Here is a 26,368-nt window from a genome sequence, read left to right on the forward strand (position 1 = left end):
CCGCTGCCGCACGATTGGATCGTGCAAAACATATTCAGTCCGGCACTAAATTTCCAGACCGGGCTCTTCCCAAGACATCAGCCTGATCAGAGATCGAGGGTCAGGCCGTCATGGGCGACGGTCCAGCCGCGCGCCTCGACGCTCGCGCGCTCGTACGAATCCTCGATCAGGACCGGATTGGTGTTGTTGATGTGAACGAAGACCCGTCGGCCGATCTCGATATCGGCGAGAGACGCGATCGAGCCGGTCTCGCCGTTCATCTGGATATGGCCCATGCGCCAGCCGGTCTTGGTGCCGACACCGGCGCGGATCATGTCGTCGTCCTCCAGCACCGTGCCGTCGAACAGGAGCGCGTCTGCGCCGGCGATGCGGGCTTTGAGATCCTCCGTCACCCGGGCGCAGCCGGGGATGTAGGCGAGGCGCTTGCCCCCGGCCTCGATCATCGTGCCGACCGTGGTTTCGGTCTCCGCCCCGATCTCCATCGAGGCGTCTTCCAGCCAGAGCGGCACCTTGCCGGGGACGGAGAACAGCGTCACCGAGAGGCCGGGCACCGGCTCGAAGGTCTCGTTGAGGGCGATCGTCTGCCGCTTCACCACGTCGGCGGCCATCACGTCGAAGACGCGGTTGTCGGAGACGGAGGCCAGGATGCCGGGTGTCGCGTAGAGCGTGAAGGGCTGGCCCTCGCGCAGGGTCAGCAGGCCCGCGACGTGATCGACGTCGCCGTTCGTCAGCAGCACCGCGTGGATCGGCGAGTGGCGCAGGCCCTCGCGCGGATGCATCTGCGGATTGGCCTGGATCTGCTGACGGATATCGGGAGAGGCGTTCAGCAGGAGCCAGCGTTCCCCGTCAGGAGAGACTGCGATGCTCGACTGCGTGCGCGGCCTGACGCGGGAATCGCCCGCCCAGGCCAGGGAGCAGATGGAGCAGCGGCAGTTCCATTGAGGAACGCCGCCGCCCGCAGCCGAGCCCAGGATTACGACATGCATGGTGAAAACCCGCTGATGCCTGCAACCCCAACCCGGCTCAAATCACCTTAGTTGAAGGTGTCGATCTCGGCCGACTCGTAGCTCGTGACTTCCATGCCGACGCAGATCTCGGAAACGATGGGGGCAGCCCACTTCATGGTGTCTCTCCTCGACTTTATGGAACGCCGGAACCGCGCGATCCCACTGATTAAGAGGATCGTAAGATACTGGCGACGCACTCGTTTTCGCACGCCGGAGGTATATCGCCAATTCCGGCCCCGCCTGCAAGAGCCAGCTTGCCGTTTCTTCCCAAGTTCGCGCTGAGATCGGCATAACTTCGCGTGAGACGCGGGTTAAACTTTGGTCCGAGAGCGCTTTCCGACGAGGTGGACGCCGGTTCGGCGGAAGAAAGCGCGTTCAAGCAAAGACCGGGAGACGCCGGCCTGATGCCATCCGGTCGGATACGGCGCTCGGAGCGAAATGCCGCGGGGGTCAGTGACGGAAATCCTGGCCGCGCAGATCGAGCATGAAGCCCTTGCCGCGCACCGTGACGATTACCGGGCCGCCCAGCCGCACGAAATCCGAGAGCTTCGAGCGCAGGTAGCCGACATAGACATCGACCACGTTCAGCGAGAGGCCGCCCTGGCTCGCCCAGAGCCGGTCGAAGATCTCACCGCGCGAGATCGGCCGGTTCACCTCCTGCATCAGCAGGGCGAGCAGCTCCGCCTCCCGCGGGGTGAGCCGGGCCGAGGCTTCGCCGAAGCTGACTTGGCGGATGTTGACGTCGAGAGTCAGGCGGCCGGCGGTGAAGACGGTGCGCGGGGTGTCCGCCTCCCGCCGTCGGAGCAGATGAACCTGGAGCCGGGCCAGCAATTCGTCGAACACAAACGGCTTGACGATGTAGTCGTCGGCGCCGAGCGCCAGCCCCTCGGCCCGGTCGCGCACCTCGTCGCGGGCGCTCAGGAAAAGGATCGCGCCGGGGTAGCCGCCCTCGCGCAGGCTGCGGCAGACGTCGTGGCCGGAACCGTCGGGCAGGGTGATGTCGAGCACCACCGCCTCCGGCGCCTCGTCGCGGGCGGCACTCAGGGCGTCCTCGACCCGGCCGGCCACCCCGACGGAAAACCCCTCCGCCTCCAGGCCGCGAGCCAGGATGCCGCGGATGTCGATATCATCCTCAACGATCAATACGCGCGTCGTCATGCGGCGCCGATCCTCTCGTGTCCTGCCCCGTAGGATTCCGGCGCGACGCCATCGTCGAGCGAGGGCAGGTCGATGACCACCCGGGCGCCGCCGCCATGTTCGGCTTTGCCGAGGCTGATCGCGCCATCATGGCGCTCAACGACCCATCGCGCCAGAGCTAAACCTATGCCGAATCCCGCTTCTCCCGACCGGGCCTCGCGGCGGAAGCGCTCGAACAGCCCGTCCCCGCCCGCGGGGAAGCCGGGGCCGTCGTCGTCGATGGTGACCCACGCCCGGCGGCCCTGCGGCGTGTCGTGCTCGCTCAGCGAGACGGTGATGCGGGTCAGGCCGGTGGCGTGGCGCAGGGCGTTGTCGATCAGGCTCTCGACAACCTGGCGGAGCCATTCCGGATCGGCGGCGATCTCGATGTCGTGGTCGCCCGGTTCCAGCACCAGCTCGACCCGGCGCCGGGCGGCCTCCGAGCCGGCGCTGTCGACGGCGTCGGTCAGCACCTCGACGGCGCTGACGGCGCGCCGGTCGAGCTCGATCTGGCCGGATTCCGAGCGGGCCACGCGAAGCAGATCCTCGACCCGCCGCTTGAGACGCTGCGCCCGTTTGCGGATGGTGGTGAAGACCGGTCCGTAATCCACCATTCGGCCGGCGGCCCGCTCCGCCGAGCGCTGGGCGAGGTCGCACTCGCCCAGGATCACCGTGAGCGGCGTGCGCAGTTCGTGGCTCACATCGGCGAAGAAACGGCGCCGGGAGCGGTCCACCATCTCCAGCCGCTCGTTGGCGGCGCGCAGATCGGCGGTGCGGGCCTCCACCGTATCCTCCAGGGCGGCCCGGTCGGCGGCGAGCCGACCCTCGCGGCGGGCGAGCCGGGCGGCCATGCGGTTGAAGTTCGCGACCAGAAGCCCAAGCTCGTCGCGGGTCTCGACCGAGAGTCGGGTCCCGAGCGCGCCGCTGCCGACGGCCCCGGCCGCCCGGCGGATCTCCTCGATGCGCGCCAGCGTCGGCCGCGTGACCGAACGGTAGAGCACCCCGACGAAGGCGAGCGCCAGCACCGTCGCGGCCAGTGCGGCGGCGGTGAGCCGCTGCGAAAGGGTTCGGGCCGCCTCGGAGCCGGCGGTCATGCTGCGCCGCTCCGCCTCGATCAGCAGGGAGAGCGGCGGTCCCGTCATGGCGCCGAAGGCGTTGAGCGCGCCCTGCATGGCCGTCTTGCGAAGGTCGGGATCGGTTTCGCGCCGCACCAGGGTGACCTGACGGTCCAGCATCGCGCGGGCCGCACGCACGTTGGCGAGTGGCCGGGTGCGGGCGACGTACTGGATCCGGTCCTCAAGGTTGGCGCTGGTCGCCATGCCGCTGCCGATGGCGTCATCAACATGGTTGAGCGCCTGATCGACCCGGTCGCGGGTCACCGACAGGGCTTCGGGCGGCGCATCCGGATTGCCGACGCTGTCGATGGCGGCAAAGCCGTACTGCGCTAGCCGCCCCGACAATTCCGCCAGAAGCTCCAGCCGGTGCTGGGCGGCGAGCGTGCGTTCGATGACGTTCTCGGTCAGCCGGATCGACCACAAGACGCCGGTCGCCGCCAGCAGGGCGATCAGCGCCGTGCCGCCGAGCAGGAGGGCGAACCGGACTCTCAGCGAACGCATGGTCTCCCTCTCCGCCGCAGTGGCGGCGCGCGGACCATGTCACCGCCGGGGCAGGGTCTCAAGCCGGCTCGCATTGCCGGCTTTTCCCGGTCCGCTCGCAGGTTGGTCCTACAGGTCGGTCGGTAGGCTCGCCTTGGGGGCGCAGCGCCAACTCTTCACGTGATAGTCCGGATGCTCCTCCTGCCACGCCGCGAGCGTGCTCTGCGAGTTGCGCAGACACAGGAAGGGGTTCGGATTGTCGTAGTTCAGTTTGATCCGCTCGTCGTGGCACTTCGCCGGCTGGGCGATCAGGCAGACGGACAGGAGCAGGAACATGCGCGCGGCCTCGGCTCGGAGGGGGCGCGGTCGGCTCGACCGGATCGGTGTCCCGCGCCTTGGTCCAAGGCAAGGTGGGAGAATCCGGCAGGCCGGCAAGTCATTTTTCTGCGACTTGCCGGCGGACTTCGGAAAAATCGTGCCGGATCAGGCCGGCACGAACAGTTCGCCCTTGCCGAGCGTCGCGAGATCGCCGGAGTAGCGCCGCAGCGTGCCGCTGAGAAGGCTGGCCTGCGCCGCGCCGAGATGCTTGAGGCTTTGGGCCAGCAGCCGGACGAAGACGAGGTCGGGGGTGCCGGTCTCGACGAAGGTCGGCAGCAGCGTGCCGTGGCTGCCTGCGATCAGCGTGCCGCGGCGCATGCCGTAGCCCGGATGGTCGCCGAGCGCGCCGGAGACGACGATCGTGCCGGCGATCATGCGGGAGGCCGCGAAGGCGCCCGCGGAGCCTGCCAGGATCATGCCGCGGCGCATCCGGTCGCCGAGATGGTCGCCGGCCGCGCCCTTGATGACGAGCGTCGCGCCGTCGAGCCCGGCCTTGGCAGCGTAGACGGCGCCGCCCGCGTGGTCACCGGCATCGCCCTCGATCGTGATGGTGCCGCCGGTGGCGCCCGTGCCGGCATAGGGGCCGGCGGAGCCCGTCACCGTGAGCGAGCCGGCCGCCATGCCTTCGCCGAGGCGCTGGCCGACATCGCCCTCGACCCGGATCGAGCCTTGCGAGAGCGCCGCACCCACCCGGTCGAGCCGGGCAGAGCCGCCCTCGATCACGAGGCTGTCGGAGTCGTCGAGGCTGATCTCGAAGACGTCGCCGAGGGTCAGGCCGCGGCGGCTCGTGCCGATGGCGAGCTTGCCCGCCTCGGCCTCGGACAGACCGCTCAGGGCGAGGGGGGTGATGTTGAGAAGGTCGACCCGCTCCGGCAGATCACCGCGCAGTCTCAGCGTGCTCATGCGGCGGGTTTCTCCAACAGGTCGCGGAGGTGGTAATGATGCCGGCCGAGATTGCCGCCGTAATTGCCGGCGGTGACCGCGACGAGGCCGTGCTGTGCGCCGATCTCGGTGGCGGCGTGCAGCGCCGCGCGCATCGATTCGGCGACCGCCGCCGAGGTCAGGGCGTCGATGACGATTTCCAGCACCACGCCGCATTCGGGCGGCAGCGCCGAGCCCGCTCGGCCCTTCAGCGTCGGGCAATAGGCGTCGTTGGTCGAGGCCATCATGCCCTTGGTGCGCCCGCCGACCTTCGAGCCGGAGCGGACGATGCCGCCGGGGAAGGGCAGGATCGCGCCGGGGATGGCTTTCGCCGCCTCGACCGCGATCTCGGCGACGATGAGGGTGTCGGCATGCTTGCGGCCGAGGAACAGCAGGTTGCCGCCGCCGACCGCGCCATCGACCGCGCGCACCGAATCCTCGCACAGGAACTCGCCGTCCATGACGGGAATGCGCCAGTAGCGGCGCATCTTGCCCTCATGGTCGGGCAGGCGCTTGGCGACCGCGAAGCCGTCGCCGAAATAGCGGATCGCGCCGCCGAGCTTGATCTTGGTTGGGCCTTCGACGCCGGCAAAGCAGGCCGTGCCGGGGCAGGTGAGGATGCACTGGCCGACGCGCTTGAGGAGCTGGTCCTTCAGCCCGTTCGGCTCGAAGCCGAACAGCAGGATGCGCACGCCCGGGCGTCCGTCCGGCGTCTCGTCGGGGGAGAGTTCGGCATCGATGCCGGCCTCGGCGCCGCAGCCGATCACCGAGGTCGCGAAGCCCGTCATCACCGTCGCCGCGATCATCGCCCATTTCGGCGTGTCGTTGGTGACGATGATCGCGGTGCCCGCGACGTCGAAGGCTTCGGCGAAGGTGTCCTCGACCTTGATGCCGTTGAGGGTGAAGTCGCTCATCGATTCGATTCCATCACCCTCGACATCACGCCCGGCACGCCACGTCTTCGAACGTCCCGGTATTCTCCGGGAAGGCGGCGTCCGGCACCGCGAAGGTGTCGAGCCCGGCGCCGAAGCGATCCTGCAGGTAGCTCTCGGCGCGCTTTTCCATGCCCGCATCGGCCTCGACGTCGAGGCTGAGCGTCTTGCCCGAGAACCAAGCGACGACCTCGCCATCCTCGACGATCGGCTGGCCGTCCTTCAGCACCAGCTTGGCGCGGGAGAACATCGCCGTGCGATCCTTATCGTCGCGGTAGATCGCGACGTCGGCCTTGGCGCCCTCGCGCAGGTGGCCGCGATCGGTCAGGCCGAGGAGCTTGGCCGGACCCGAGCGGGTGAGCTGCGCGATTTCGCTGAAGCTGTACTCGCGCTCGATCTTCGGCAGGCCGGAGCGTTCGCCGACGATCGCCGGCAGCGTCGCGATTTCCTTGGCGCGCTCTTCGGCATCCATTAGCAGGTGGATGATGCGCGGGTACTCGGTGAAGACGCCGCCGTTCGGGTGGTCGGTCGTCAGGATGGTGCGCTCGGGGTTGCTCGAGAGCAGCATCAATTCCAGGCCGATCGCCCATTGCAGCGACGAGACCGGACCGCGCGGCCGATAGAGGAACGGCACCACACCGCCGCCCTCGGCATCCCCCGCCGAGATCACCCACTTCTTCGGCTTGGCGCCCTTACGGCCGCCGAACTGGCGCAGGATGTCGAGCGAGATCGTCACCGTCTGGCCGAACACCACCTGACCCACGTCGTAGGTCGCGTTGGGGTGCGCCTCCATCGCCGCGTTGATCCGCTCGGCCGCCGAGCGGAAGCCGCCGGTCATCGGGTTCTCGGGGTCGACCACGCCGTAGGCATAGAACTGGGCGTGCGCGAAGTGGATGCGCCGGCCTTCGGCCGCCTCCAAAGTCGCGACGAGCGAGTCGTCGGCGCCGGGCAGGCCGAGATTGTTGCAGTGGACGTGCAGCGGGTGCGGCACGCCGATCTCCTCGACCGCGTCGAGCAGGGCCGACATGATCTTGCGCGTCGAGAGCCCGTAGCAGGGGATCTCGTCGTCGAGGCTGAGCTTCAAGACGCCGTCCTTGAAGGCCGAGGCGCCGCCCGCGTTGATGCACTTGACGCCCAGACCCCGCGAATGGGCCAGCGTCTGCTGCACGAGATCGCGCACAGCCTGCTTGCCCTCGCCGTCGCGCAGGAGCTGGAGCAGGTGGTCGTCGTTGCCGAGCACCGCGAGGCCGCCGCGGTCGAGCAGCGGGATGTCGGCGAGTTCGAGATGAGTCGCGAGCGCGTTCGAGGGCGGCAGCGCCGGCTCGACCGCCGTGGTGTAGCCCATCCGCGCGTAATTGGCGCCGATCCAGCTTCCCGAGCCGCCGGCATGGGCGAAGGGATGGCCGTTGGGCGCGGATTCGCTGACGTAGAGGTCGGGCAGCAGCAGGCGGCTCATCACCACGTTGCCGCCGGCGATGTGCGAGTGGACCTCGACGCCGCCGGCCATCACCACGCAGCCCGTGGCGTCGATGGTTTGATCGGGGGCGCGCTCGCTCGGGGCGACGACGCGGCCATCCTCGATCCAGACGTCGCCGACGGCGTCGCGCCCGGCTGTGGGATCGACCACCCGTCCACCGTGGATACGGGTCAGCATGAGACACCCTTCTCGATGAGGCGGTCGCGGATGCGGGTGAGCACGCCGGCCGCAGTCTCCGTTTCAGCCGGCGTCTTCGCGGGATCGCTGGCCTCGGCATAGGCGATGACGCCGCGCCGGTCGTTCCAGAGGGCGCCGCCGACGCTCTGGCCGGGCACGCCCACGGTGATGACGACCTCCGCCGTCTCGCCCGCGGCCTCCTGAGAGCCCTCGCCGACGATGGCGATCGTCGGCAGGCTGCCGAGCCAAGCGGGGCGCGGGGCGGGAAGCGAGGCGAGCCACAGGGCGGCGTCGGCCTCGCCCGCGGCGATCTGGCGGGCGCTGTCGAAGCGCCAGGAATCGTGCTCGGGCTGATGCCGGCCGAAACCGACGCGGGGCGCCTGTCCCGTGGTCCAGGCGGAGAGCTGCACTGCCGCGCGGCCCTGGAACGGGTCTGCCAGCGTCAGCGCGAAGAAGCGGGTGGATTCATTGAGATCGCGGATCAGCCCCTGGAGCATCTCCGCGCCGAGTTCGCCGACCTCTTCCGGGTCGTAGACGATGACGCCGTACTGGGCCGCGAACAAGCGCTTGGCGAGGTCGGCAAAGGCGGCCTCACCGGCGAGATGGCCCTTGGCGAAGGCGCGCAGGTGCCCGAGCGAGATGGTGAGGCCACCGGCATCCGCCGCGTAGGCGACATGGCGGATCGCGCCGTTCTGCGGACCGCCCAGCGAGAGCAGGGCACGCTCCGAGCCCGCCGCGCGTCCGCGGCTCGGGGCCGCGGCGGCGATCTCGGCGATCAGCTCACCGTCCCAGGGACGGTTGCCGACGATCAGGATGACGTCCGCCCGGCCGATCGTTTCGGCCCGTGTCGTGCTCATCGCACCACCGGCGCTGAGCGCGCCGAGTTCGGCGTAGACGCTGGGGCCGGAGACGGGATCGAGCGAGGCGCCGAGGGTCTCGGCCAGCCGGTAGGCGGCGCGCAGCGCCGAGACTTCGGCGCTCAGGCCTGCCAGCACCGGCACGCGTGAGGCGGCGAGCAGGTCGGCCGCGGCCTCGACCGCAGCGTCTACGTCCGCTGCGCCTCCCTTCACCCAGGCTGCCATGCTTCCTCACCGTCGCTTCTTCGGGCATCCCCGCATCGAGGCGGGGCGAAAGACGGTCACGTCCGAAGGGCGCGGGCGCCCCTGGTGGAGCCTCGATGCCTCGAAATCCGGAATGCGGGTTCGGGGGCAGTGGCTCGGACCGGCTCCGCGAAGGGAGCCGGGTGGTTTTGCATTCCTGTGCCGGAGGCCGCAAGCCCCCGCCGAAGTTTGACGTCAGGATTTCGTTCGTCGCCTGCTCTCCCCGATCGTCCCGCTTTCGCACGAAAACGGTTCCGCGCGGCGACAACCGCATCGGCATTGGCCAGGATGCCGATACGGTTATCGCGAGCGAGGTTGTCGCGGGCGCCGCAGCATGTGAGAAGCCGCCCGCATCGTTGGGCGCGTCCGCGCCGGCTGGGCCGGCAACGTCGGCGGAAGGGGATGAGACCGTGGCCGAGGTCCCGGACCAGACGGCGGAGATCGTGAGCGCGACGACATCCCGGCCGGCCGGGGCCGGCGTGCGGGTCCGCGCGCCCGCGCGCCTGCATTTCGGCTTCCTCGATCTCAACGGCGGCCTCGGGCGCCGCTTCGGCAGCATCGGCCTCGCCCTCGACGCGCCGGCCGTCCAACTCGTCGCGCGCCCGGCCAAACGCGTCTCCGCCAGCGGGCCGGAGGCCGAGCGTGTGCGCGCCAACCTGCTCGCGGCCGCCGCCTATCTCGATGTGCCGGAGGCCGTGGCGGTGGAGATCGAGGAATCGATTCCCGCTCATGCCGGCTTCGGCTCGGGCACGCAGCTCGCGCTGGCCGTCGCCGCCGCGCTGGCGCGCCTCAACGGACGTCCCTTCGCGCCGGCGGACTTCGCCGACGTGCTCGACCGCGGCAACCGTTCCGGCGTCGGGCTCGCTGCCTTCACCGAGGGCGGGCTGATCGTGGATGGCGGGCGCGACGGCTCCGGCGCGCCGCCGCCCGTCATCGCGCGGTTGCCCTATCCCGGGGATTGGCGGGTCGTACTGATCCTCGATGAGGCCATGACCGGTGTGCATGGCTCTCGCGAGACCGAAGCGTTCCGCGACTTGCCGCCCTTCGATGCGGGGCAGGCCGCCGAGATCTGCCGGATCGTGCTGATGCAGGTGCTGCCCGCCGCCGCGACCGCCGAGCCGAACGGATTCGGCGCCGGCATCACCGCGATCCAGAAGCGGATCGGCGACCATTTCGCCCCGCACCAGGGCGGGCGCTTCGCCAGCCCCGCCGTGGCCGACGCTCTCGCGGCGATCGCGCAGGCAGGGGTGCCCGGCTACGGCCAGAGCTCCTGGGGACCGACCGGCTTTGCGCTCGTGCCCTCGCAGAAGGAGGCGGAGACACTGGTCGCAGGGCTGGCGCGGCCCGGCCGCCTGCGCTTCGTCATCGCCCGCGGACGCAATGTCGGCGCCTCGGTTGCGGAAGTTTAGAGCTTTTTCTTTTTCCCGGTTCAAAGAAACCTGCGCTTGACCGGCGGCAGTCGTTCCGGTTTTGCACCTGAAGCGCCTGGCAAAGGCGCGGTCACGAGAGGACGAAGACCATGGCCCGCTCGATCCTGCACATGCTGACGCCGCTCAAGCACATGAGCCCGTTCGACGTGAACATGGCGATCGATGCCGGCTTCGAGACGCTGATCCCCTATACCGGCGTCGATCTCACCGATGTCGTCTCGCTGACGCAGGACTCGATCTTCTCCCGCGCGCCGCAGGACGGCGTACGCACCGGCATCTTCATCGGCGGCAAGAACGCCGAGCTGGCGCTCGACATGGTGGACCGGGCGAAGAAGGCCTTCGTGCCCCCCTTCGTCAACCACGTCTTCGCCGACCCGGCCGGCTCCTTCACCACCGGCGCGGCGATGGTCGCCGAGGTGAACCGGGCGCTGAAAGCGCGGTTCTCGACCGACCTCAAGGGCAAGCGCATCGTCATCTTCGGCGGCGCGGGCGTCGTCGCCTATGTCGCCGCGGTGATCGGCGCGCTGGAGGGCGCGCAGACCGTGCTCGTCGGCCATGATGGCGAGGAGCGCGTCTCGAAGATCGCCTTCACCATGAAGTGGCGCTTCGGCATCGATGTCGGCGCCGTGGACGGAACTCTGCCCGAGGCGCGCCGCGCCGCGATCACCGACGCCGACGTGATCCTCTCGGCCGGCCCCGCCGGCGTCTCGATCCTGACGGCGGAGGATCTCGAATCCGCGCCCAAGCTGCTGGTGGCCTCCGACGTCAACGCCGTGCCGCCCGCCGGCATCGCCGGCATCGACGTGAACGCCGTCGATGTTCCGCTACCCACCGGCAAGGGCGTCGGCATCGGCGCGCTCGCGGTCGGCAACGTCAAGTACCAGACCCAGTGCCGCATGTTCCGCAAGATGCTGGAGGCACAGGAGCCGCTCTGCCTCGATTTCCGCGACGCCTACAAGCTCGCCGTCGAGATCGCCGGCTGAGTCCGAACCTGAACCCGCTTCCGCATCGGGAGGGCGACGCGATCCTGATCGCCGCCCAGTCCGGCCGGGCGCTGGCGCAGGCCGCGCGTCGGGCGGGCTTTCGCCCGTTCGTGCTCGATCTGTTCGGCGACGAGGACACCCTGGCGCTGGCCGAGAGCCATCGCCCGCTGCCCGGCCGATTCGGTGCGGGTGCCCGCGACCAGGCCAGCGTGCTGGCAGGGCTCGATGCGTTGTCTAAGGAAGCTGGCAGCACCCTCGGCGTGGTGCTCGGCAGCGGGTTCGAGGCCGCGCCGGACCTCATCGTGGAGATCGCTGGCCGCCATCGCCTGCTCGGTGCGGGCGCCGAGACGGTCGCCGCCCTCAAGGATCCGTTCGGTTTTGCGGCCCTGTGCGAACGCCTCGCGATCCCGCATCCGGCGGTCAGCGCCGGCCCGGTCGCCGAACGTGCCGCTTGGCTCCTCAAGCGGGCGGGGGGCTGCGGCGGTTCGCATATCCGCGCGAGCGCGGCCGGTACGACCCCGCCGGGCCACTACCTCCAGGCCCGGATGACCGGCCGCGCCTTCGCCCTGAACTTTCTGTCCGATGGCCGCCGCATCGAACCCCTGGCGCTGACCGAGCAGTGGCAGGCGCCCTCGCCGCGGCGGCCGTTCCGCTATGCCGGCGCGCTCGCCCGCGGTCGTGACGAGGCGGAGCCGGTCCCGACTGCGGTCGCCGCGGAGATCGCCGAGGCGGCGCTTCGGCTCGCTCGCGCCACCGGCCTCACCGGTCTTGCCAGCGCAGATTGCCTCGTGGACGGGGAAAGGTGGTGGCTGCTGGAGATCAATCCACGCCCCGGCGCCACCCTCGACGTGCTCGATCACCGCCCGACGCCGCTGCTGATTCAGCATATCGAGGCGGCGCTCGGCCGGATGCCGTCAATCGAGGCCGCCCCGGCGGATGCGACGGGCGCCGAGATCTGTTACGCGGCCCGGACCTGCGCGGCGGTGCCGCCACTCGACTGGCCGGACCACGTGCGGGACCGGCCGCGGGCCGGCAGCCACGTGGCGCGCGACGCACCGTTCTGTACGGTGACGGCCTCCGGGCCGGACGCCGCGGCGGTCAAGCAAGAATTGCGGGCGAGGGCCGAGACGGTCCGCGCGCTGCTGGAGGAAACGGAGAACAATCATGAGTTCCAACACGAGCGCGCCGAGCCTCAACGCCCTGGCCGGGCCGCTGGTCGAGAGCCTCGTCGCTGACGCGGCCAAGCTCCGGCTCATCGTTGCCCAGGAGAACGGCGCGCGCACCGTCGATGCTGGCGCCAACGCCCGCGGCTCGATCGAGGCCGGCCGGCGCATCGCCGAGATCTGCCTCGGCGGCCTCGGCACGGTGACGATCGCGCCGATCGGCCCGGTCGCCTCCTGGCCCTACACCGTCGTCGTCCACTCCGCCGATCCGGTGCTGGCCTGCCTCGGCTCGCAATATGCCGGCTGGAGCCTCGCCGACGAGGAGGGCGATTCCGGCTTCTTCGCCCTCGGCTCGGGTCCCGGCCGTGCGGTGGCCGTGGTGGAGGAGCTCTACAAGGAGCTCGGCTATCGCGACAACGCGACCACGACCGCGCTCGTCCTCGAATCCGGCAGCGCGCCGCCGGCCTCGGTGGTGAACAAGGTCGCTGCCGCCACCGGCCTCGCGCCGGAGAACGTGACCTTCATCTACGCCCCGACCCAGAGCCTGGCTGGTTCGACCCAGGTCGTCGCCCGCGTGCTGGAAGTGGCGCTGCACAAGGCCCACACCGTCGGCTTCGATCTGCACAAGATCCTCGACGGCATCGGCTCGGCCCCGCTCTCGCCGCCGCATCCGGACTTCATCCAGGCGATGGGGCGCACCAACGACGCCATCATCTATGGCGGCCGGGTGCAGCTCTTCGTCGATGCCGACGACGCGGATGCCAAGCAGCTCGCCGAGCAGATCCCCTCCACCACCTCGGCCGATCACGGCGCGCCCTTCGCCGAGATCTTTTCGCGGGTGAACGGCGACTTCTACAAGATCGACGGCGCGCTGTTCTCCCCGGCCGAGGCCATCGTCACCTCGGTCAAGACCGGCAAGTCGTTCCGCGGCGGCCGGCTGGAGCCGCAGCTCGTGGACGCCTCGTTCGTCTAAGGCAACGATCGAGACCCTCCCCCCAGCGGGAGAAGGTCGTCGAAAGCCAATTTGACCGGACTGCTTCGGCAAGCTTCTCGTTCCTCATGCTGAGGTGCTGCGTCAGCAGCCTCGAAGCACGCCGCGACGCTTCTCCAGGCCAACCGATGCTACGAGAGCGACCGTTCCGGCGTGCTTCGAGGCCGAGCTTTCGCTCGGCACCTCAGCATGACGACCGTCATGAACACCCGACCCGGTTGGTCAAACAGGCTCTGAAAAAACGGAAAAAGAGCGAATGCGCATCGGGCTCGCGGCCGACAACGGCAATTGGCACAAGGCGCGGCTGCGGGAGGCCTTGCGCGGCTTCGGCGTCGAGCCCGTGCTGTTCTCGCTCGCCGACGTTGCCGTGGTCACCGGCGGCGGTGAGCCGCTGCGGGTGCCCGGCTTCGAGGATGGGCTGCCGGACGGCGTCCTGCTGCGCACCATCGCGGGCGGCACGTTCGAAGCCACCACCATGCGGCTCGGCGTGCTCCACGCGCTGGTCGCCTCCGGCGTCACCGTCTGGAACGGGCCGGCGGCGATCGAGCGCTCGGTGGACAAGGCGGCGACCTCGCTGCTGATCGCCCGCGCCGGCTTGCCGACGCCCGACACCTTCGTCGTTTCGAAACGCGAAGCGGCGGCCGAGATCGTCGCCCGCGAGGCGCGGCCGGGAAAACCGATCGTACTCAAGCCCCTGTTCGGCTCGCAGGGCGAGGGGCTGATGCTCCTCGAAAACCCCGACGATTTGCCGGCGCAGGAGGCGGTGAGCGGCGTCTACTACCTTCAGCGCTACGTCGCCCGTGCCGACGGGCTGTGGCGCGACTACCGCGTCTTCGTCTGCGAGGGCCGGGCGATCGCCGGGATGATCCGCGAGGGCGACGGCTGGATCACCAACGTCCACCGCGGCGGCCGGCCCTTCGCCTGGGACGTGCCGGCCCGCGCCGCCGAACTCGCCGAGGCCGCCGCCGCCGCGGTCGGCGTCGATTATACCGGCATCGACCTCGTCGAGGACGGCGAGGGCGGCTTTCTGGTGCTGGAGGTCAACTCCATGCCGGCCTGGTCCGGCCTGCAGCAGGTGACGGAGGTCGACATCGCCGGGGCGGTGGCGCGCGGCTTCCTCAACGCGGTGCGCGCCGCCCGTCCGCCGCGGCTGGTCTCGGCGCTCGGATGAGCGGGACGGCGCCCGGCGGCCTGCCCGCGGCGACCGTGGCCGACCTCTACCGGGCCGCCTGCCTCGCCGAACTCGATGCGCTGAAACCCGGCAACGTCCATGGCTACGCCCCCGGCCACCGCATGGTCGTGGCCGATTTCGTCACCAGTGCCGACGTGTCGGCCCCGCCGCTCGCCGCGGCGGGCGCGCGCGTCGGACAGCGGGTGCGCGGCGGGGTCGAGGCGACCTTCGCCGCCGTCGGGCAGAACACCAATCTCGGCATCCTGCTCCTCTGCGCGCCGCTCGCTTATGCCGCGGAGCAGCCCGGCCCGCTGGCCGAGGCCCTGAACGCCGTGCTGGCGGGGTTCGACGCCTCCGATTCCCGCGACGTGTTCGCGGCGATCCGCCGGGCCAATCCCGGCGGCCTCGGCCGGGCCGAGCGCCACGACGTGTCCCAAATCGATGACGAAGCGCTCCCGCCGCTGCGCGCGGCGATGGCGGAGGCCGCCCCGCGCGACCGCATCGCCCGCGCCTATGGGGACGGGTTTCGTGACCTGTTCGCGATCGGCCTGCCGGCGCTGGTGGGCGCGCGGGCACGCGGGCTGGTCCCGCCCTGGACGACGACCGCGGTTCATCTCGCCTATCTCATGGCCGTGCCGGACAGCCACATCGCCCGCAAGCACGGCCCAGAGCGGGCCGAGGCGGTGCGGGCGCAGGCGCAGGCGTCTCTCGCGGGCCTCGACCTCGCCGCAGCGCCGGTCGAGCCACTCCTCGCCTACGACCGCGCGTTGAAGGAGGCCGGCCTCAACCCTGGCACGAGTGCCGACTTCACCGTCGCGACGCTGTTTCTCGACGCGCTCCTGTCCGCCCGCGGCGAGGGCGCCTGAGCCTTGGTCGAGCCCTCGCCCGCGAGGGGACGAATCTTGTCGCGTCAAGGCCCCCCGGCCTCCAAAAAATCGCAGATTTCAGGGCTTTGCGCGGGTTGTTCGGCGGAATGGCCCGCTGTAGGGTCCGCCCCGCTATCCGGGCAAACCGGCTCGGCTCTCAGCCGGGCGCCGCAAACAAGGATGGCTTCCAGGCCCCGCCTCCTCTCAGGGCGGGCCTTTTTTCAGGAATCCAGGGAGAGACCCCGAATGGCAAAAATCACCAAGGTTCAGGTCGGCGAGGCCCTCGTCGGCGATGGCAACGAAGTCGCTCACATCGACCTCATCATCGGACCGCGCGGTTCGCCGGCCGAGACGGCCTTCTGCAACGGTCTGGTCAACAACAAGCACGGCTTCACCAGCCTGCTCGCCGTGATCGCGCCGAACCTGCCGTGCAAGCCGAACACGCTGATGTTCAACAAGGTCACCATCAACGACGCCCGTCAGGCCGTCCAGATGTTTGGCCCGGCCCAGCATGGCGTCGCCATGGCCGTGCAGGACGCGGTTGCCGAAGGCATCATCCCGGCTGACGAAGCCGACGACCTGTACGTGCTGGTCGGCGTGTTCATCCACTGGGAAGCGGCCGACGACGCCAAGATCCAGAAGTACAACTACGAGGCCACCAAGCTTTCGATCCAGCGCGCCGTCAACGGCGAGCCGAAGGCTTCGGTTGTCACGGAGCAGCGTAAGTCGGCGACCCACCCCTTCGCCGCCAACGCTTAGATCGGAGGCAGTCCTGGGCAGAGCGAGCCTCCGCCCGCACCGCGGGGTCTGCTCCAGCGACTGGCTTCGATCTTCCTTGGACGTTAGTGGATTGGGACGGCTTCGGCCGTCCCTTTCTTTTTGGGGCCTGCCCTGAACCTCAGCGCAGCCGCCCGTCATGGATCGCCGAGGCGACGAGCGCGCCCGCAGCGCCGGTCCGCGCGAGATGCGCGACATCCTCCGGCCCGCGCACGCCCCCCGCCGCGTAGATCCGCCGCCCCCCGCCCGCCTCGACGGCCCGCGACACCCCGGAAAGATCGGGGCCGGTCCCGGTGCCGACCCGTGCCAGCGTCATCACGATCACATCCTCGGGCCACGTTTCCGCATCGTCGTGCAGGGCGTCCGGGCCGAGCCGTTCCGCGCCCCGGCTGTCGAGGGAGAGTACGGCACGGTTGCCGAGCGCGCGCACGAGATCCGCATCCCACTGGCTCTCGCTGCCGATCACCGGGCGGCCGAGCCCGAGCGCGGTGAAACGCTCGATGCCCGGGAAATCGGAGAAGCCGGCATCGACCCACAGCGTCACCCCGGGGCAGGCGCCGGCCACTGCCTCCAGGCTGGCACGGTCGGGCGCCCGGCCCTCCATGATCGCGTCGAGGTCGGCGACGTAGAGCCGATCCCCCCCGACAGCATCGAGAAGGCCGCGGGCCACGTCGGCGGGCCGCGAGCCTCTGGCCAAGGGGGTGTCGATCGGGGCATAGGCGTCACGCTCGCCCGCGCGGGCGCGCACCACCTGCCCGTGGCGCAGGTCGATCACCGGGATCAGCCGAAACGGCCGCCCCTCAGAACCGTGAGACATCGCGTGAACCGGACTGAAACCAGGGTCATCGGGTGGGATCTCGGCGGGGTGCATGTCAAGGCAGCGCTCGTCGAGGAGGGCCGCGTGGTCGAGGCGGTGCAGGCGCCGTGCCGGCTCTGGCGCGGCGTTCCCGCCCTCGACGAGACGTTCGCACAATTGCCGGACTGGGTGCGAGGCGAGGCCGCGCACGCCGTCACCATGACCGGCGAGCTGACCGATTGCTTCGCCGACCGGGCGGACGGGGTGCATCAGCTTTCGGCCTGGGCGGCTGCGACGCTCAAAGGTAGCGTGCGGATCTATGCCGGCCCCGCCGGCTTCGTCTCGGCTAACAACGCCCGCGCGCACGCGGCCGATATTGCCTCGGCGAACTGGCATGCCACCGCCGCCCTGATCGGCCGGCACGTCCCTCATGCGCTGCTGGTCGATATCGGCTCGACCACCGCCGACCTGATCCCGATCGTCGGGGGGCAGCCCGCCGCGCAGGGCTACAGCGACGCCGAGCGGCTGGAGACGGGCGAACTGGTCTATACCGGCGTGGTGCGCACCCCGCTCCTCGCATTTGCCACCCACGCGCCCTGGCGCGGCCGGCGCACGCGGCTGATGGCCGAGACCTTCGCCAGCACCGCCGACATCTACCGGCTTACCGGCGACCTGCCGGAGGGCGCCGACCAGCAATACAGCGCCGACTTGAAGGGCAAGTCGATCCCTGAGACCGAGCTCCGGCTCGCCCGCATGGTCGGCCGCGACCGGGGGGAGGGGAGTGCCGAGGAATGGCGGGCGCTGGCCGCGTGGTTCGCCGAGGCGCAGCTGCGCCCCCTGCACGATGCCACCGCGATTCTGCTGTCGCGCTCCGATCTGCCCGAGGACGCGCCGCTCGTCGTCTGCGGCGCCGGCCGCTTCCTGGCCGAGCGGTTGGCCGCCCGGCTCGGACGCCGCCGGGTGCCGCTCACCGAGACCATCGCCCGGTGCTTGAACGGTGAGGATGCCGCCTGGGTTTCGACCTGCGGCCCGGCAGTGGCCGTCGGCTTGATCGGGTGAGGAACGGGGCCGTTCCCGCGCGTTGACGGGGACATGTCACAAGGAGAGGCGCATGACTGCAGGAAACAAGCTCGCCCGCATCCTGGCCACCCGCACCGGGGAGGCGATCGAGCTGGCCTTCGTCACCGAGGACGGCCGGACCACCCGGGTGCTGGCGAGCGAGGATCAGATCGACCGCCTCGTGGATGAGCTGGAGGACGTCCTCAACTCGCCCACCGAGACCGGCTCCGGCGACCCGCCCGCGGCGGCCTGACTTTACCTTAGGAAATCCCCGAAGGCGCGCGGCCCGTCGCCGGTCGCGATCGTGCCGGTGACCGTGAGGCTCGACGGGTCGATCAGGCTCAAGGCGTTGTCGCCCCAGTTGGCGACGACGATCGTCTTCCCGTCGCGGGTGGCGGCGATGCCCTCGGGGTGGTCGCCGACATCGATCGCGGCCACTTTCTTCAAGCTGGCCGGGTCGAACACCGTCACGGTGTTGGAATACTGGTCGGTCACGAAGCCTTTGCCGGCGGCGAACGCGATGACGTAGGGCCGCTGGCCGGTGGTGACGCGGCCGGTCTCGCGACCGGCGGCGACGTCGATGGCCGAGACGTCGTTCGAGACCACGTTGGCGGTGTAGGCGTAGCGGCCGTCCGCCGAGAGGGTCAGGCCGAACGGGTGCTGGCCCACAGACACTTGCCGTGTCTCCCGGCGGCTTCCCACGTCGATGATCGAGACCGAGTCGGATTCGCGGTTGGCTACCAGCAGCGTGGCGCCGTCCGGCGTCACCGCGATGCCGGAGGGAGATTTCCCGGTGGCGATCTCGCCCTCCAGCGTCAGGCCCCCCGCATTCGGGCGCAGCACGAAGACGCGCGCACCGTACCAGTCGGCGACGTAGACCTCGCCGGATTTCGGGTTGACGCCGATGCCGAGCGGGCCGCCGGGCAGATCGAGGCTCGCGCTCACCCGGCGCGCATCGAGATCGATCACCGAGACGCCGTGGCCCTCGGGGCGGGTGACGTAGGCCGTCTTCCGATCGGGCGAGACGGCGATGCCCGCCGGCGCCCCCGGTACGGGGATCGATTGCAGGATCGTCTTGGACGCGAGGTCGATGATCTCGACAGCGTTGCCGAGCTGCGCCGTGACCAGGGCTTCCTGCGCCAGGGCGGGGGCGCCGGATGTCAGAAGGTAGGCAAGGGCTATAAAGGCCCTCCCCCCTCTGCGGGGGAGGGTGCCTCGCGGATGCGAGGCGGGAAAGGGGAGCGACGCTTCCGGACAATGCGGAGCCAGCCCCTCACCCGACCCCCTTCGGGGGCCACCCTCTCCCGCGAAGGGGAGAGGGAGGAGCCGGCCTGTGAGCCGAAGTGAGCAGCGCATGCCGGCTCCGTATGTTGTCATACCAAATCCGTTTGATCCCTTCGGGATGGCGGATTTGGGCTTCGCTCAGGCGCCGCGCGTGCTTGCTGATACGGTCCCCGCTTTCATCAAGCGGGGACCGTATCAAACCCTTACGAGCCCTTCTCGGCCTTGGCCTTCACGTTCTCCAAGCCCGCCTTGTAGAGGCCGAGCACGGCCTTCTTGGAGGCCTCGTCGTTCAGCTCGGGCGGCGGATCGTTGTTCATGTAGCCGCGGTAGAACGCGCCGCGCCACGTCATCTTGGTCTTGGCGCCGTCACCCTCGAGCTCGATCGTCGAGGAATAATCGTTCACCGGCAGGGTCTTCACGTCGACCTTGGTGATCCGGTACATGAGGAGCTTCTTCTCGGCGTCGTATTTGGCGAGCTCTTCCTCGACCGTGGCGCCGCCCTTCAGGGTCAGCGTGCGGGTCGCCTTGACCTCGTTGCCACCCTTGCCCTCGGTCTTCTCGACCACCGGAATCCAGCTTCCGTCCTGGAAGTTGCCGACGATCGCCCAGACCTTGTCGGCGGGGGCGTTGATCTCGATCGACTCCGAAACCTTCTGCCGGGTCGGGCCATGGGCCTGCGCGGCGAAAGTCACCGTGGCGAGCGCCGCCACGGCGGCGAGCGTCCTGAACTTCATACGTTTTTCTCCTCCCGTTGAGGCCGCCGAGCATGGCAGCCTCATCCCTCATTCGAGCGACTTGTGTCAGGAGCCGCTCTTCTCAAGCCGGGCCTTGAGGTTCTCAAGGCTGGCATGAATCCAGGCCCGCACGCGCTTCTCCGAATTCTCGTCGTTGAGTTCGGGCGGCGGGTCGTTGTTCGGATGGCCGCGGTAGAACGCGGCCCGCCACTCGACCCGCGCCTGTGCGCCCTCGGGCTGCACCGAGATCGTGGCCGAGTAATCCTTGGCGGGCAGGTCGGTAACCTCGTTCTCGAGGATGTAATAGCCGAAGCTCTTGCGCTCGGGATCGAGCTTGCGGCTCTCCTCGACGATGACGTGGCCGTTCTTCAGCGTCAGCCGGAAGACCGGCTTGTCCGCGCTGCCCTGCCGTTCGCCGCGCGCCACGTTCTCGATCCAGCCCGCATCGGCCGGGTTGCCGACAACCGCCCAGACCTTGTCGGGTGAGGCGTCGATCGTGACGCTCTCGACGATCTTGCGTCGTGTCGGCGCGTGCTGGGCTTGCGTCCCGACTGTGGTGACGACGAGCGTCGCCGCGGCGAGCCATGCGATCCGCTTCAAACCGGGTATCTCCTTGAGCATCGGTTCAGTCTGTCGGCGCCTCACAGGGGGCGGCTCGTCCCGGCGAGGACGCGGCCGGTGCGTCCCAGGGCCCCCGCGACCTTGTCCTCGATCCAGTCCCAGGCCTCGCGCTCGACGGGGCCGGCGGTCTTGGACATGGCTATGGCATGATAGGCCATCTCCGTCAGGACCTTTTCCGGCTCCAGCATGTGGAGCCGCGTGGACAGGATCGCCGCCTCGATCACCGCGGCCTGCGCCCGGTTGTAGCCGATGAACGGCACGTGGCTCACCGCGTGCACCATCCGCCCGCGGTAGCGCGGGCGCTGCGGATCGTCCTCGATCGCCGCCACCTCGAACTCGGCATGGCCGAAGCATTCGGCGAGGCGCTTGCCGGGAATGTGATCGCAATCCACCACCGGCCAATCGCGCCGCCCGGTGACGACGCCCGCGATCACCCGCACGTCGCTCGGGGCCGAGGCCGTGAAGTAGGGGCGCTCGGCGAGGTTGTCGATCGTGGGCGAGGGGCGGAACGGGGCGAGCACGAAATCCTCGTCCTCGCGGATCAGGCCGAACGGCACGAGATGCAGTGCGCCGGCCGCCGACAGGGTGGTGACGACGGTCTCAAGGATCAGCGGCATCGAGCATCGGTCCGAAAGGTGGCCACCGGCTTTCGGAAAAAGCCGATGCAGAAATGACTAATTCCGGTCCTCGTCGGGCACCAGCCGGCCGCAGACGATGCGGCCGCCCTTCGGCTCGCTGAGCGGGTCGCGTTCCGATGCCGTGCCGGTTCCGGTCTCGGTCCGCGGCGGTGCGGCGTCGCGCTCCGGATCGGTCCGGGTCGCGCGCTCGGCGGCGGGCGCCCCGGGGCCGCTATGCTTGGTATGCGCCGATTTCGTCGGCCCGGCCGCCTTGAAGGCGGTGGTGTCTTCCTGGGTGCGGTCGGCGGCGCAACCCCAATCGAGGGGTTCGTCCTGCACGTAGCGCTTGCCGAGGCGGAACGCGGTCTCGGCCTTCGTCAGTTCTCCGCCGAGATAGAAGGCGTGCGCGCCGTCGCTCTCCACGCTCAGTTCGGGGAAGAAGGCCATCGCGTCGGTGCCGGTGGTGTGACGGTCGCGGTTGTAGACGTGGATGCCGTCCTCGGCGACGGCGATGCGGTAATTGGGATCGCGCACTTCCGCGGCCAGAGCGGCAATTTCATCGGAGGTCTGCACGAAGGGGCGCTTGTCGTGCAGCGCCAGCAACTCGCGGCCATAGCCCTTAGGCAGGGCGGCGTCCTCTCGTGCCGCGTACATCACCCGGCGGGCAGCGTCGTGCTCCTCCACCGTGCGGCGGGTGTGGTTCGAGACCTGCACGATCAGCACGTTGCGAATGGCGAGTTCCGAGCACATGCCGACGAGGAGCGCGGTGACGCCGAGGCTGTCGGCCTCGGTGAGTTCGGTGAGGTTGCCGGTGCCCATCATCATCTCGATGTTCGGCCAGCGTGCGCGGATCTCGCGGTAGCGGACGATCGAGTCGACGAAGCCGAAATGGATCGGCTCCAGGATCGGATCGGCCATGTAGGGCCGGCCCGCCCGCTCCATCCGCTCGATGGCGCGGTCGAGGGAGGGCAGGTCGTCGGGCCGCATCGGCACCAGGATCGGCACCGCGTCGGTCTCGAAGGCGAGATCCAGCGTTTCCTCGTTGAGGCTCAGCAGGAAGTCGGCGCCGGCCCGCGCCCCGCGGGTCAACTCGTCGAGGGAGAAGGAATCGACACTGACCTTCAGCCCGGCCCCTTTCAGCGCCCGAACGCTGTCCTCCAGATGCGGGAACGCCGTGTCGGGCAGCCCGCCGAGGTCGATCACGTCGGCCCCGCGGCGGGCGAGGTCGAGACCCTTGGCCAGGATCTGGTCCGGCGTCATCTTCGAGGCATCGACGATCTCGGAGAAGATGCGCAGGTCGTGGCGCGAGAGATCGACCTTGCGCCCGGTCAGACCAAGATAAGCCGGCAAATCAACGATCTCATCCGGCCCCCGCTCCACCGGGAGGCCGAAGTGCTGGGCCAGCGCCTCCGGGTTGGCGCGGCAGCGGCCGGGCAGGACGATTCGGGTCGCGCCCTCGGGCATCTGCACACGGCGCTTGATGATTTCCTCGGTCATCAGCGCGGCGACCTTCACCCCGGCATCGGCGATGCTCCAAGTGAACCGCTCGGCCGGCAGGGTGGCCGCGACCTTTTCGAGGCGGGCATGGGCCAGCTTGCCGGTGATGAAGACGAGATGTTCGGGCGCGCTCATGCGGCGTGCCTCTGGCTGATATCCTCGGTGCCGCGGATCACGATCGCGCCGCCGAAGGCGGCGGCGAAACGCGGGAACGCGGCATCGACGAGGCCGGCTCGTGCGAGGGCGGCGGGATCGGTCTGCGAGGTAAGTTTTGCCGACTTCACAAGGATGCAGCGATCGACGCCAAGCATGCCTGCGAGCCATAGGGCGAGGCTGTCGGAGGTGACGTCCCAGCTCTCTTCGATATCGGCATGACCTGCTTTGAGCGCGATTGGATCCCAGATCACGGCGCGGCCCTGAGCGAGGGCGTCGGCAACGGCCTCGAGGCTCCGGGCGATGGTGAGCCGTGGTTCGAGCGCGCAGAACACCTCGGCCATGCGGCCCATGGCGTCGAGGGCGAGACGGTGGGCGAGGGCGTCGTCGAGGCCGAGCGCAGCTTGGGTCGCGCGCACGGCGTCGGCGAAGAGTCCGCCGCCGGGCACGATCGCGACCGGCGGTTCCTCCACGCATTCGGCGAGGATGGCGCAAAGCCGCGCGCGATCCGCGACGAGGCTGCCGCCGATCTTGACGACAGCGCCATCGATTGTCCCCGTGACACGGGGAGCGGCTGGGCTAGCGCTTGTCATACGCCTCACGCCGCGTCGGCTCGCGGGCCGGCCCGCATCGCTTCGACCGCCTGCGCGACCCGGGCCCCATCGAGCGCCTGCCGCCGGTCGCTGGCGCGGCACAGGCCGCCGCGGAAGCCGAGATAATCGGGGTCGAGACGCGCGAGCACCGGGATGTCGCCGAGCCCGAGCGAGCCGGCAAGGCCGCTCATCAGGCCGTGCGTGCGGCACCCGGCGACGAAGGCGGCCAGCTGCGGCGCGGCCATGAGGCTGGTAAGCGTGGTGCCGCTCTTGCCGCGGGTATCGATCATCGCCCCGACAAAGCCGGCTGCGGCGAGGCGCGCCGGCCCATCCTCGGCCACGTCATCCTCGGCGAAGAGCACGCCGATGACCCGGCCCGGCGCCTGCGCGGCGGCCTCGGCCAGAGCGGCATCGTCGGCGCCGCCAACAGCGATCTTGATGAAATCGACGCCGGTCGCGGCGATGGTCGCGATGGCCGCGGCGATTTCGCGCCCGGTGCCGTCGCCGGCCACCGCGCTGGTGACGGCTCGCCCGCCGACGCCCGCGACGATGGCGCGCACGGTCTCGGGCGGCAGCGCGCCGAGCGCCCCGCGCTCGGGATCCTTGGCGTCGATCAGGTCCGCCCCGGCCCGGAGCGCGGTCAGCGCCTCGTCAGGCCCGCGGACGCTGACGAGCAGGCGGGGACGCGCGGAAGAAATCGATACGATGTCGGACACGGGAAACGTTCTTGCTCAGCCTTGCGCGCCCGCACAAGCCCCACTTCAGGAACGGCCGGGCAGCGGCTCGGCCAGGAGGCGGTTCTTCACGATCCAGCGCGTGGCGTGGGACCAGTCGTCGTCGGTGTTGGCTCTTATCACGACCTGGCCCCGGCGCACGACCTTGCCGGTCTCGGCTTCGGCGATGGTGACGACGAGGCTGAACAACTGGTTGGCGCCCTTGTCGGCGAAGGCGGTCACGGCGAGTTCCGCGCCCAGCGCCTTGGCGATCGGAGCGACGCAGTCGTTGCACTTGTAGAGTGGGCTCTCCTTGCGGATTTCTTCCGCCTGGGGGCTGAGATCGACGCTCTCGAGGCCGCCCTTCTCGGCGAGTTGCTTGCGCAGCACGTCGGTGACGAGGTCGAGGCGCTTCTGGTCGGCCGGCAGCGGCTTGCGGCCATAGGCCAGCGTCGGATCGTTCACCTCCGCCGGGAAGATCGCAGCCTTGCGTGCCGCATCCTCCGCCGAGGCCGCACCGTTCAGCGTGGACAGGAGGGTGAGGGCGGGCAAGAGGGCGGGCACGAGGGCGCGAAGTCGCATGGGGTGAGAGCCTCGGACGGGCGCGGGGCCGCGCGGACGGGCTTTAACTCGGTTTCCCGGAGGATTTGGCAAGCGTCGGCGCGACCGACCCGGAGCGTATCGGCAAGTCCGGCAACGGCGATGCGGCGCGTGACAAAGCTGGCCCCACGGTCGCCCGACCACACTATCTTATGAAAATCTTATGCTTCTCTCGTTGAGGCCGGTGGCAAGATGTTGCTAGCGTGACGGGCAATGCGTTTGTCCGTTCCGCTCCTCCTCGCCGCCGGTCTCGCGACCGGCCCGGCCGCATTCCTGGCCGCTTCCATCCATGCCCGCGCCCAGGAGCCGAAGGCGGCCACCGGCGAGCCGCCGCCGGGTTCCCCTGCGAACGAGACGCCCGCGCCGGTCCCCGGCTCCGAGACCCACATCGCCGTCCTCTACCGTCCGGTGCCGGCGCCCTCGTCCTACGATGCCGAGGCCGACCCCGAGGATCTCGGCGTGGCCGGCGCGCGCATGGCGGTGAAGGACAACAACACCACCGGCCGCTTCACCAAGCAGACCTTCGCCCTCGACGAGGTCGCCCTCGACGGCGAGCGCGATCCGGTCGAGGCGGCCAAGGCGCTGGCGGACAAGGGCGTGCGGTTCTTCGTGCTGGCCCTGCCCGCCGCCGAGGTGCTGGCGGTGGCCGATGCGCTGAAGGAGACGGGCGCCGTCATCCTCAATGCCGGCGCGCCGGACGACCGCCTGCGCGGGGCCGATTGCCGCGCCAACCTGTTCCACGTGCTGCCGAGCCGCGCCATGCAGACGGATGCGCTGGCGCAGTACCTGACGCTAATGCGCTGGCGGAAGATCTTTCTGATCACCGGCCCGACCGAGCGCGACAAGGCCTACGCGGATGCGATGCGGAACTCCGCCCGCAAGTTCGGCCTCAAGATCACCGCGGAGAAGCCCTGGACCTTCGGGCCCCTGGCAAAGGCCCGCGGCGACACGCCGACCCGGGCCGAGGCGATGGTGTTCACCCGCGGGCTCGACTACGACCTGGCGGTCGTCGCCGACGAGGAGGGGGACTGGGGCGATTATGTCCCGTTCCGCACCGTCGATCCGCGCCCCGTGGCCGGCACGCAGGGACTGATCGCGACCACCTGGCACCCGACCCTGGAGACCTGGGGCGCGGCCCAGGCGCAGAACCGTTTCCGGCGGCTCGCGAGCCGCCTGATGCGGCCGCTCGATTATCAGGTCTGGGCAGCGGTGCGCACGGTCGGCGAGGCGGCGACGCAGACGCGCAGCACCGATCCGGCCACGCTCGCGGCCCATCTCGTGAAACCCGAATTCTCGCTGCCCGCCTATAAGGGCGTGTCCCTGACCTACCGGCCCTGGGACCACCAGCTGCGCCAGCCGATCATCGTGGTGCAGCCCAAGGCGATGGTCTCGGTGGCGCCCGAACAGGGCTTCATCCACCAGCGCACGCCGCTCGATACGCTGGGGGCCGACATGCCGGAGACCGCGTGCAAGCTGCCGTGACCGCTTGCGGAAGCGATCCGGGCGATGCGGCAATCCACCGCCCGGTGAGGTTCAGCCGATCATCTGTTTCTTGTT

The 26,368-nt window shown here is 69.8% G+C and carries 28 protein-coding genes; 10 read left to right on the forward strand and 18 right to left on the reverse strand.

The features are described from left to right. Positions 1-86: 86 nt before the first annotated feature. From pqqB to fhcB, 9 genes are all read right to left on the reverse strand, one after another. Complete coding sequence (pqqB, locus tag MSPGM_RS09480; RefSeq protein ID WP_003597599.1) at positions 87-986, reverse strand: pyrroloquinoline quinone biosynthesis protein PqqB; 900 nt, start codon at positions 984-986, stop codon at positions 87-89. 47 nt (positions 987-1,033) lie between these two features. Then, positions 1,034-1,123: a pyrroloquinoline quinone precursor peptide PqqA gene (pqqA, locus tag MSPGM_RS09485; protein ID WP_012317526.1), complete on the reverse strand. Its 90-nt coding sequence runs from the start codon at positions 1,121-1,123 to the stop codon at positions 1,034-1,036. A gap of 334 nt (positions 1,124-1,457) precedes the next feature. Continuing rightward, positions 1,458-2,165 carry a response regulator transcription factor gene (locus MSPGM_RS09490; RefSeq protein WP_003597598.1) on the reverse strand — a complete coding sequence of 236 codons (708 nt, stop codon included), beginning with the start codon at positions 2,163-2,165 and terminating at the stop codon, positions 1,458-1,460. Beyond that, a complete protein-coding gene (locus tag MSPGM_RS09495; protein ID WP_003597596.1) occupies positions 2,162-3,799 on the reverse strand; it encodes a sensor histidine kinase in 1,638 nt (545 codons plus the stop codon). The genes MSPGM_RS09490 and MSPGM_RS09495 overlap by 4 nt, the downstream gene beginning before the upstream one ends. Positions 3,800-3,907: 108 nt before the next feature. After that, a complete protein-coding gene (locus MSPGM_RS09500) occupies positions 3,908-4,114 on the reverse strand; it encodes a hypothetical protein (RefSeq protein ID WP_003597594.1) in 207 nt (68 codons plus the stop codon). A gap of 147 nt (positions 4,115-4,261) precedes the next feature. Then, positions 4,262-5,059, reverse strand: a complete 798-nt coding sequence (locus tag MSPGM_RS09505; protein ID WP_261926353.1) for a formylmethanofuran dehydrogenase subunit C — start codon at positions 5,057-5,059, stop codon at positions 4,262-4,264. Beyond that, positions 5,056-5,991: a formylmethanofuran--tetrahydromethanopterin N-formyltransferase gene (gene fhcD, locus MSPGM_RS09510; protein WP_003597588.1), complete on the reverse strand. Its 936-nt coding sequence runs from the start codon at positions 5,989-5,991 to the stop codon at positions 5,056-5,058. The genes MSPGM_RS09505 and fhcD overlap by 4 nt, the downstream gene beginning before the upstream one ends. 25 nt (positions 5,992-6,016) lie before the next feature. After that, positions 6,017-7,663: a formylmethanofuran dehydrogenase subunit A gene (locus MSPGM_RS09515; protein ID WP_012752613.1), complete on the reverse strand. Its 1,647-nt coding sequence runs from the start codon at positions 7,661-7,663 to the stop codon at positions 6,017-6,019. After that, on the reverse strand, positions 7,657-8,745 hold the full coding sequence (fhcB, locus tag MSPGM_RS09520; RefSeq protein WP_012752614.1) for a formyltransferase/hydrolase complex subunit B: 1,089 nt from the start codon (positions 8,743-8,745) through the stop codon (positions 7,657-7,659). Before fhcB ends, MSPGM_RS09515 begins: the two co-directional genes overlap by 7 nt. A gap of 428 nt (positions 8,746-9,173) precedes the next feature. On the opposite strand from fhcB, the gene MSPGM_RS09525 reads away from it, so the two are divergent. From MSPGM_RS09525 to fae, 7 genes are all read left to right on the forward strand, one after another. Then, positions 9,174-10,172, forward strand: coding sequence for a beta-ribofuranosylaminobenzene 5'-phosphate synthase family protein (locus tag MSPGM_RS09525; RefSeq protein WP_261926354.1), 999 nt, complete (start codon positions 9,174-9,176; stop codon positions 10,170-10,172). A 110-nt stretch (positions 10,173-10,282) separates the two neighbouring features. Then, positions 10,283-11,176 (forward strand): NAD(P)-dependent methylenetetrahydromethanopterin dehydrogenase, encoded by an 894-nt coding sequence (mtdB, locus tag MSPGM_RS09530; protein WP_003597578.1) that lies wholly within the window; start codon positions 10,283-10,285, stop codon positions 11,174-11,176. A 110-nt stretch (positions 11,177-11,286) separates the two neighbouring features. Further along, the gene (locus tag MSPGM_RS09535; RefSeq protein WP_261926355.1) at positions 11,287-12,411 is read left to right on the forward strand and encodes an ATP-grasp domain-containing protein; all 1,125 of its coding nucleotides are present in this window, start codon (positions 11,287-11,289) and stop codon (positions 12,409-12,411) included. Beyond that, positions 12,341-13,312: a methenyltetrahydromethanopterin cyclohydrolase gene (gene mch, locus MSPGM_RS09540; protein WP_003597572.1), complete on the forward strand. Its 972-nt coding sequence runs from the start codon at positions 12,341-12,343 to the stop codon at positions 13,310-13,312. The genes MSPGM_RS09535 and mch overlap by 71 nt, the downstream gene beginning before the upstream one ends. 274 nt (positions 13,313-13,586) lie before the next feature. Then, positions 13,587-14,501, forward strand: a complete 915-nt coding sequence (locus MSPGM_RS09545; RefSeq protein ID WP_012752617.1) for a RimK family alpha-L-glutamate ligase — start codon at positions 13,587-13,589, stop codon at positions 14,499-14,501. Further along, on the forward strand, positions 14,498-15,367 hold the full coding sequence (locus MSPGM_RS09550) for a triphosphoribosyl-dephospho-CoA synthase (protein ID WP_012752618.1): 870 nt from the start codon (positions 14,498-14,500) through the stop codon (positions 15,365-15,367). Before MSPGM_RS09545 ends, MSPGM_RS09550 begins: the two co-directional genes overlap by 4 nt. Before the next feature lie 246 nt (positions 15,368-15,613). Then, the gene (fae, locus tag MSPGM_RS09555; protein WP_003604760.1) at positions 15,614-16,126 is read left to right on the forward strand and encodes a 5,6,7,8-tetrahydromethanopterin hydro-lyase; all 513 of its coding nucleotides are present in this window, start codon (positions 15,614-15,616) and stop codon (positions 16,124-16,126) included. Positions 16,127-16,265: 139 nt separating this feature from the next. Here fae and MSPGM_RS09560 read toward each other — a convergent pair whose 3' ends face one another. Further along, positions 16,266-16,961: a HisA/HisF-related TIM barrel protein gene (locus MSPGM_RS09560; RefSeq protein ID WP_003604762.1), complete on the reverse strand. Its 696-nt coding sequence runs from the start codon at positions 16,959-16,961 to the stop codon at positions 16,266-16,268. A gap of 3 nt (positions 16,962-16,964) precedes the next feature. On the opposite strand from MSPGM_RS09560, the gene MSPGM_RS09565 reads away from it, so the two are divergent. Both MSPGM_RS09565 and MSPGM_RS09570 read left to right on the forward strand, forming a co-directional pair. Next, positions 16,965-17,999 carry a hydantoinase/oxoprolinase family protein gene (locus MSPGM_RS09565; RefSeq protein ID WP_003604764.1) on the forward strand — a complete coding sequence of 345 codons (1,035 nt, stop codon included), beginning with the start codon at positions 16,965-16,967 and terminating at the stop codon, positions 17,997-17,999. Between the two features lie 52 nt (positions 18,000-18,051). After that, a complete protein-coding gene (locus tag MSPGM_RS09570) occupies positions 18,052-18,252 on the forward strand; it encodes a hypothetical protein (RefSeq protein ID WP_003604767.1) in 201 nt (66 codons plus the stop codon). Positions 18,253-18,254: 2 nt separating this feature from the next. Here MSPGM_RS09570 and MSPGM_RS09575 read toward each other — a convergent pair whose 3' ends face one another. From MSPGM_RS09575 to MSPGM_RS09610, 8 genes are all read right to left on the reverse strand, one after another. Then, a complete protein-coding gene (locus MSPGM_RS09575; RefSeq protein WP_003604769.1) occupies positions 18,255-19,355 on the reverse strand; it encodes a YncE family protein in 1,101 nt (366 codons plus the stop codon). A gap of 131 nt (positions 19,356-19,486) precedes the next feature. Then, complete coding sequence (locus MSPGM_RS09580) at positions 19,487-20,017, reverse strand: SRPBCC family protein (protein ID WP_003604770.1); 531 nt, start codon at positions 20,015-20,017, stop codon at positions 19,487-19,489. Between the two features lie 66 nt (positions 20,018-20,083). Continuing rightward, positions 20,084-20,617: an SRPBCC family protein gene (locus MSPGM_RS09585; protein WP_043707881.1), complete on the reverse strand. Its 534-nt coding sequence runs from the start codon at positions 20,615-20,617 to the stop codon at positions 20,084-20,086. 41 nt (positions 20,618-20,658) lie between these two features. Beyond that, positions 20,659-21,255 carry a DUF447 domain-containing protein gene (locus tag MSPGM_RS09590; RefSeq protein ID WP_003604773.1) on the reverse strand — a complete coding sequence of 199 codons (597 nt, stop codon included), beginning with the start codon at positions 21,253-21,255 and terminating at the stop codon, positions 20,659-20,661. 57 nt (positions 21,256-21,312) lie between these two features. Beyond that, positions 21,313-22,887, reverse strand: a complete 1,575-nt coding sequence (locus MSPGM_RS09595; protein WP_003604775.1) for a DUF6513 domain-containing protein — start codon at positions 22,885-22,887, stop codon at positions 21,313-21,315. Beyond that, positions 22,884-23,498 carry a hypothetical protein gene (locus MSPGM_RS09600; protein ID WP_003604777.1) on the reverse strand — a complete coding sequence of 205 codons (615 nt, stop codon included), beginning with the start codon at positions 23,496-23,498 and terminating at the stop codon, positions 22,884-22,886. Before MSPGM_RS09600 ends, MSPGM_RS09595 begins: the two co-directional genes overlap by 4 nt. 5 nt (positions 23,499-23,503) lie before the next feature. Further along, positions 23,504-24,214 carry a (5-formylfuran-3-yl)methyl phosphate synthase gene (locus MSPGM_RS09605; RefSeq protein WP_012752621.1) on the reverse strand — a complete coding sequence of 237 codons (711 nt, stop codon included), beginning with the start codon at positions 24,212-24,214 and terminating at the stop codon, positions 23,504-23,506. Between the two features lie 45 nt (positions 24,215-24,259). Then, on the reverse strand, positions 24,260-24,793 hold the full coding sequence (locus tag MSPGM_RS09610) for a DUF3280 domain-containing protein (protein ID WP_003601813.1): 534 nt from the start codon (positions 24,791-24,793) through the stop codon (positions 24,260-24,262). Positions 24,794-25,024: 231 nt separating this feature from the next. Here MSPGM_RS09610 and MSPGM_RS09615 point away from each other — a divergent pair, with 231 nt between their 5' ends. Beyond that, the gene (locus tag MSPGM_RS09615; RefSeq protein ID WP_003601812.1) at positions 25,025-26,293 is read left to right on the forward strand and encodes an ABC transporter substrate-binding protein; all 1,269 of its coding nucleotides are present in this window, start codon (positions 25,025-25,027) and stop codon (positions 26,291-26,293) included. Positions 26,294-26,368: the final 75 nt, after the last annotated feature.

The organism is Methylorubrum sp. GM97 (assembly GCF_024347855.1).
GTDB classification, from domain to species: Bacteria; Pseudomonadota; Alphaproteobacteria; order Rhizobiales; family Beijerinckiaceae; genus Methylobacterium; species Methylobacterium extorquens.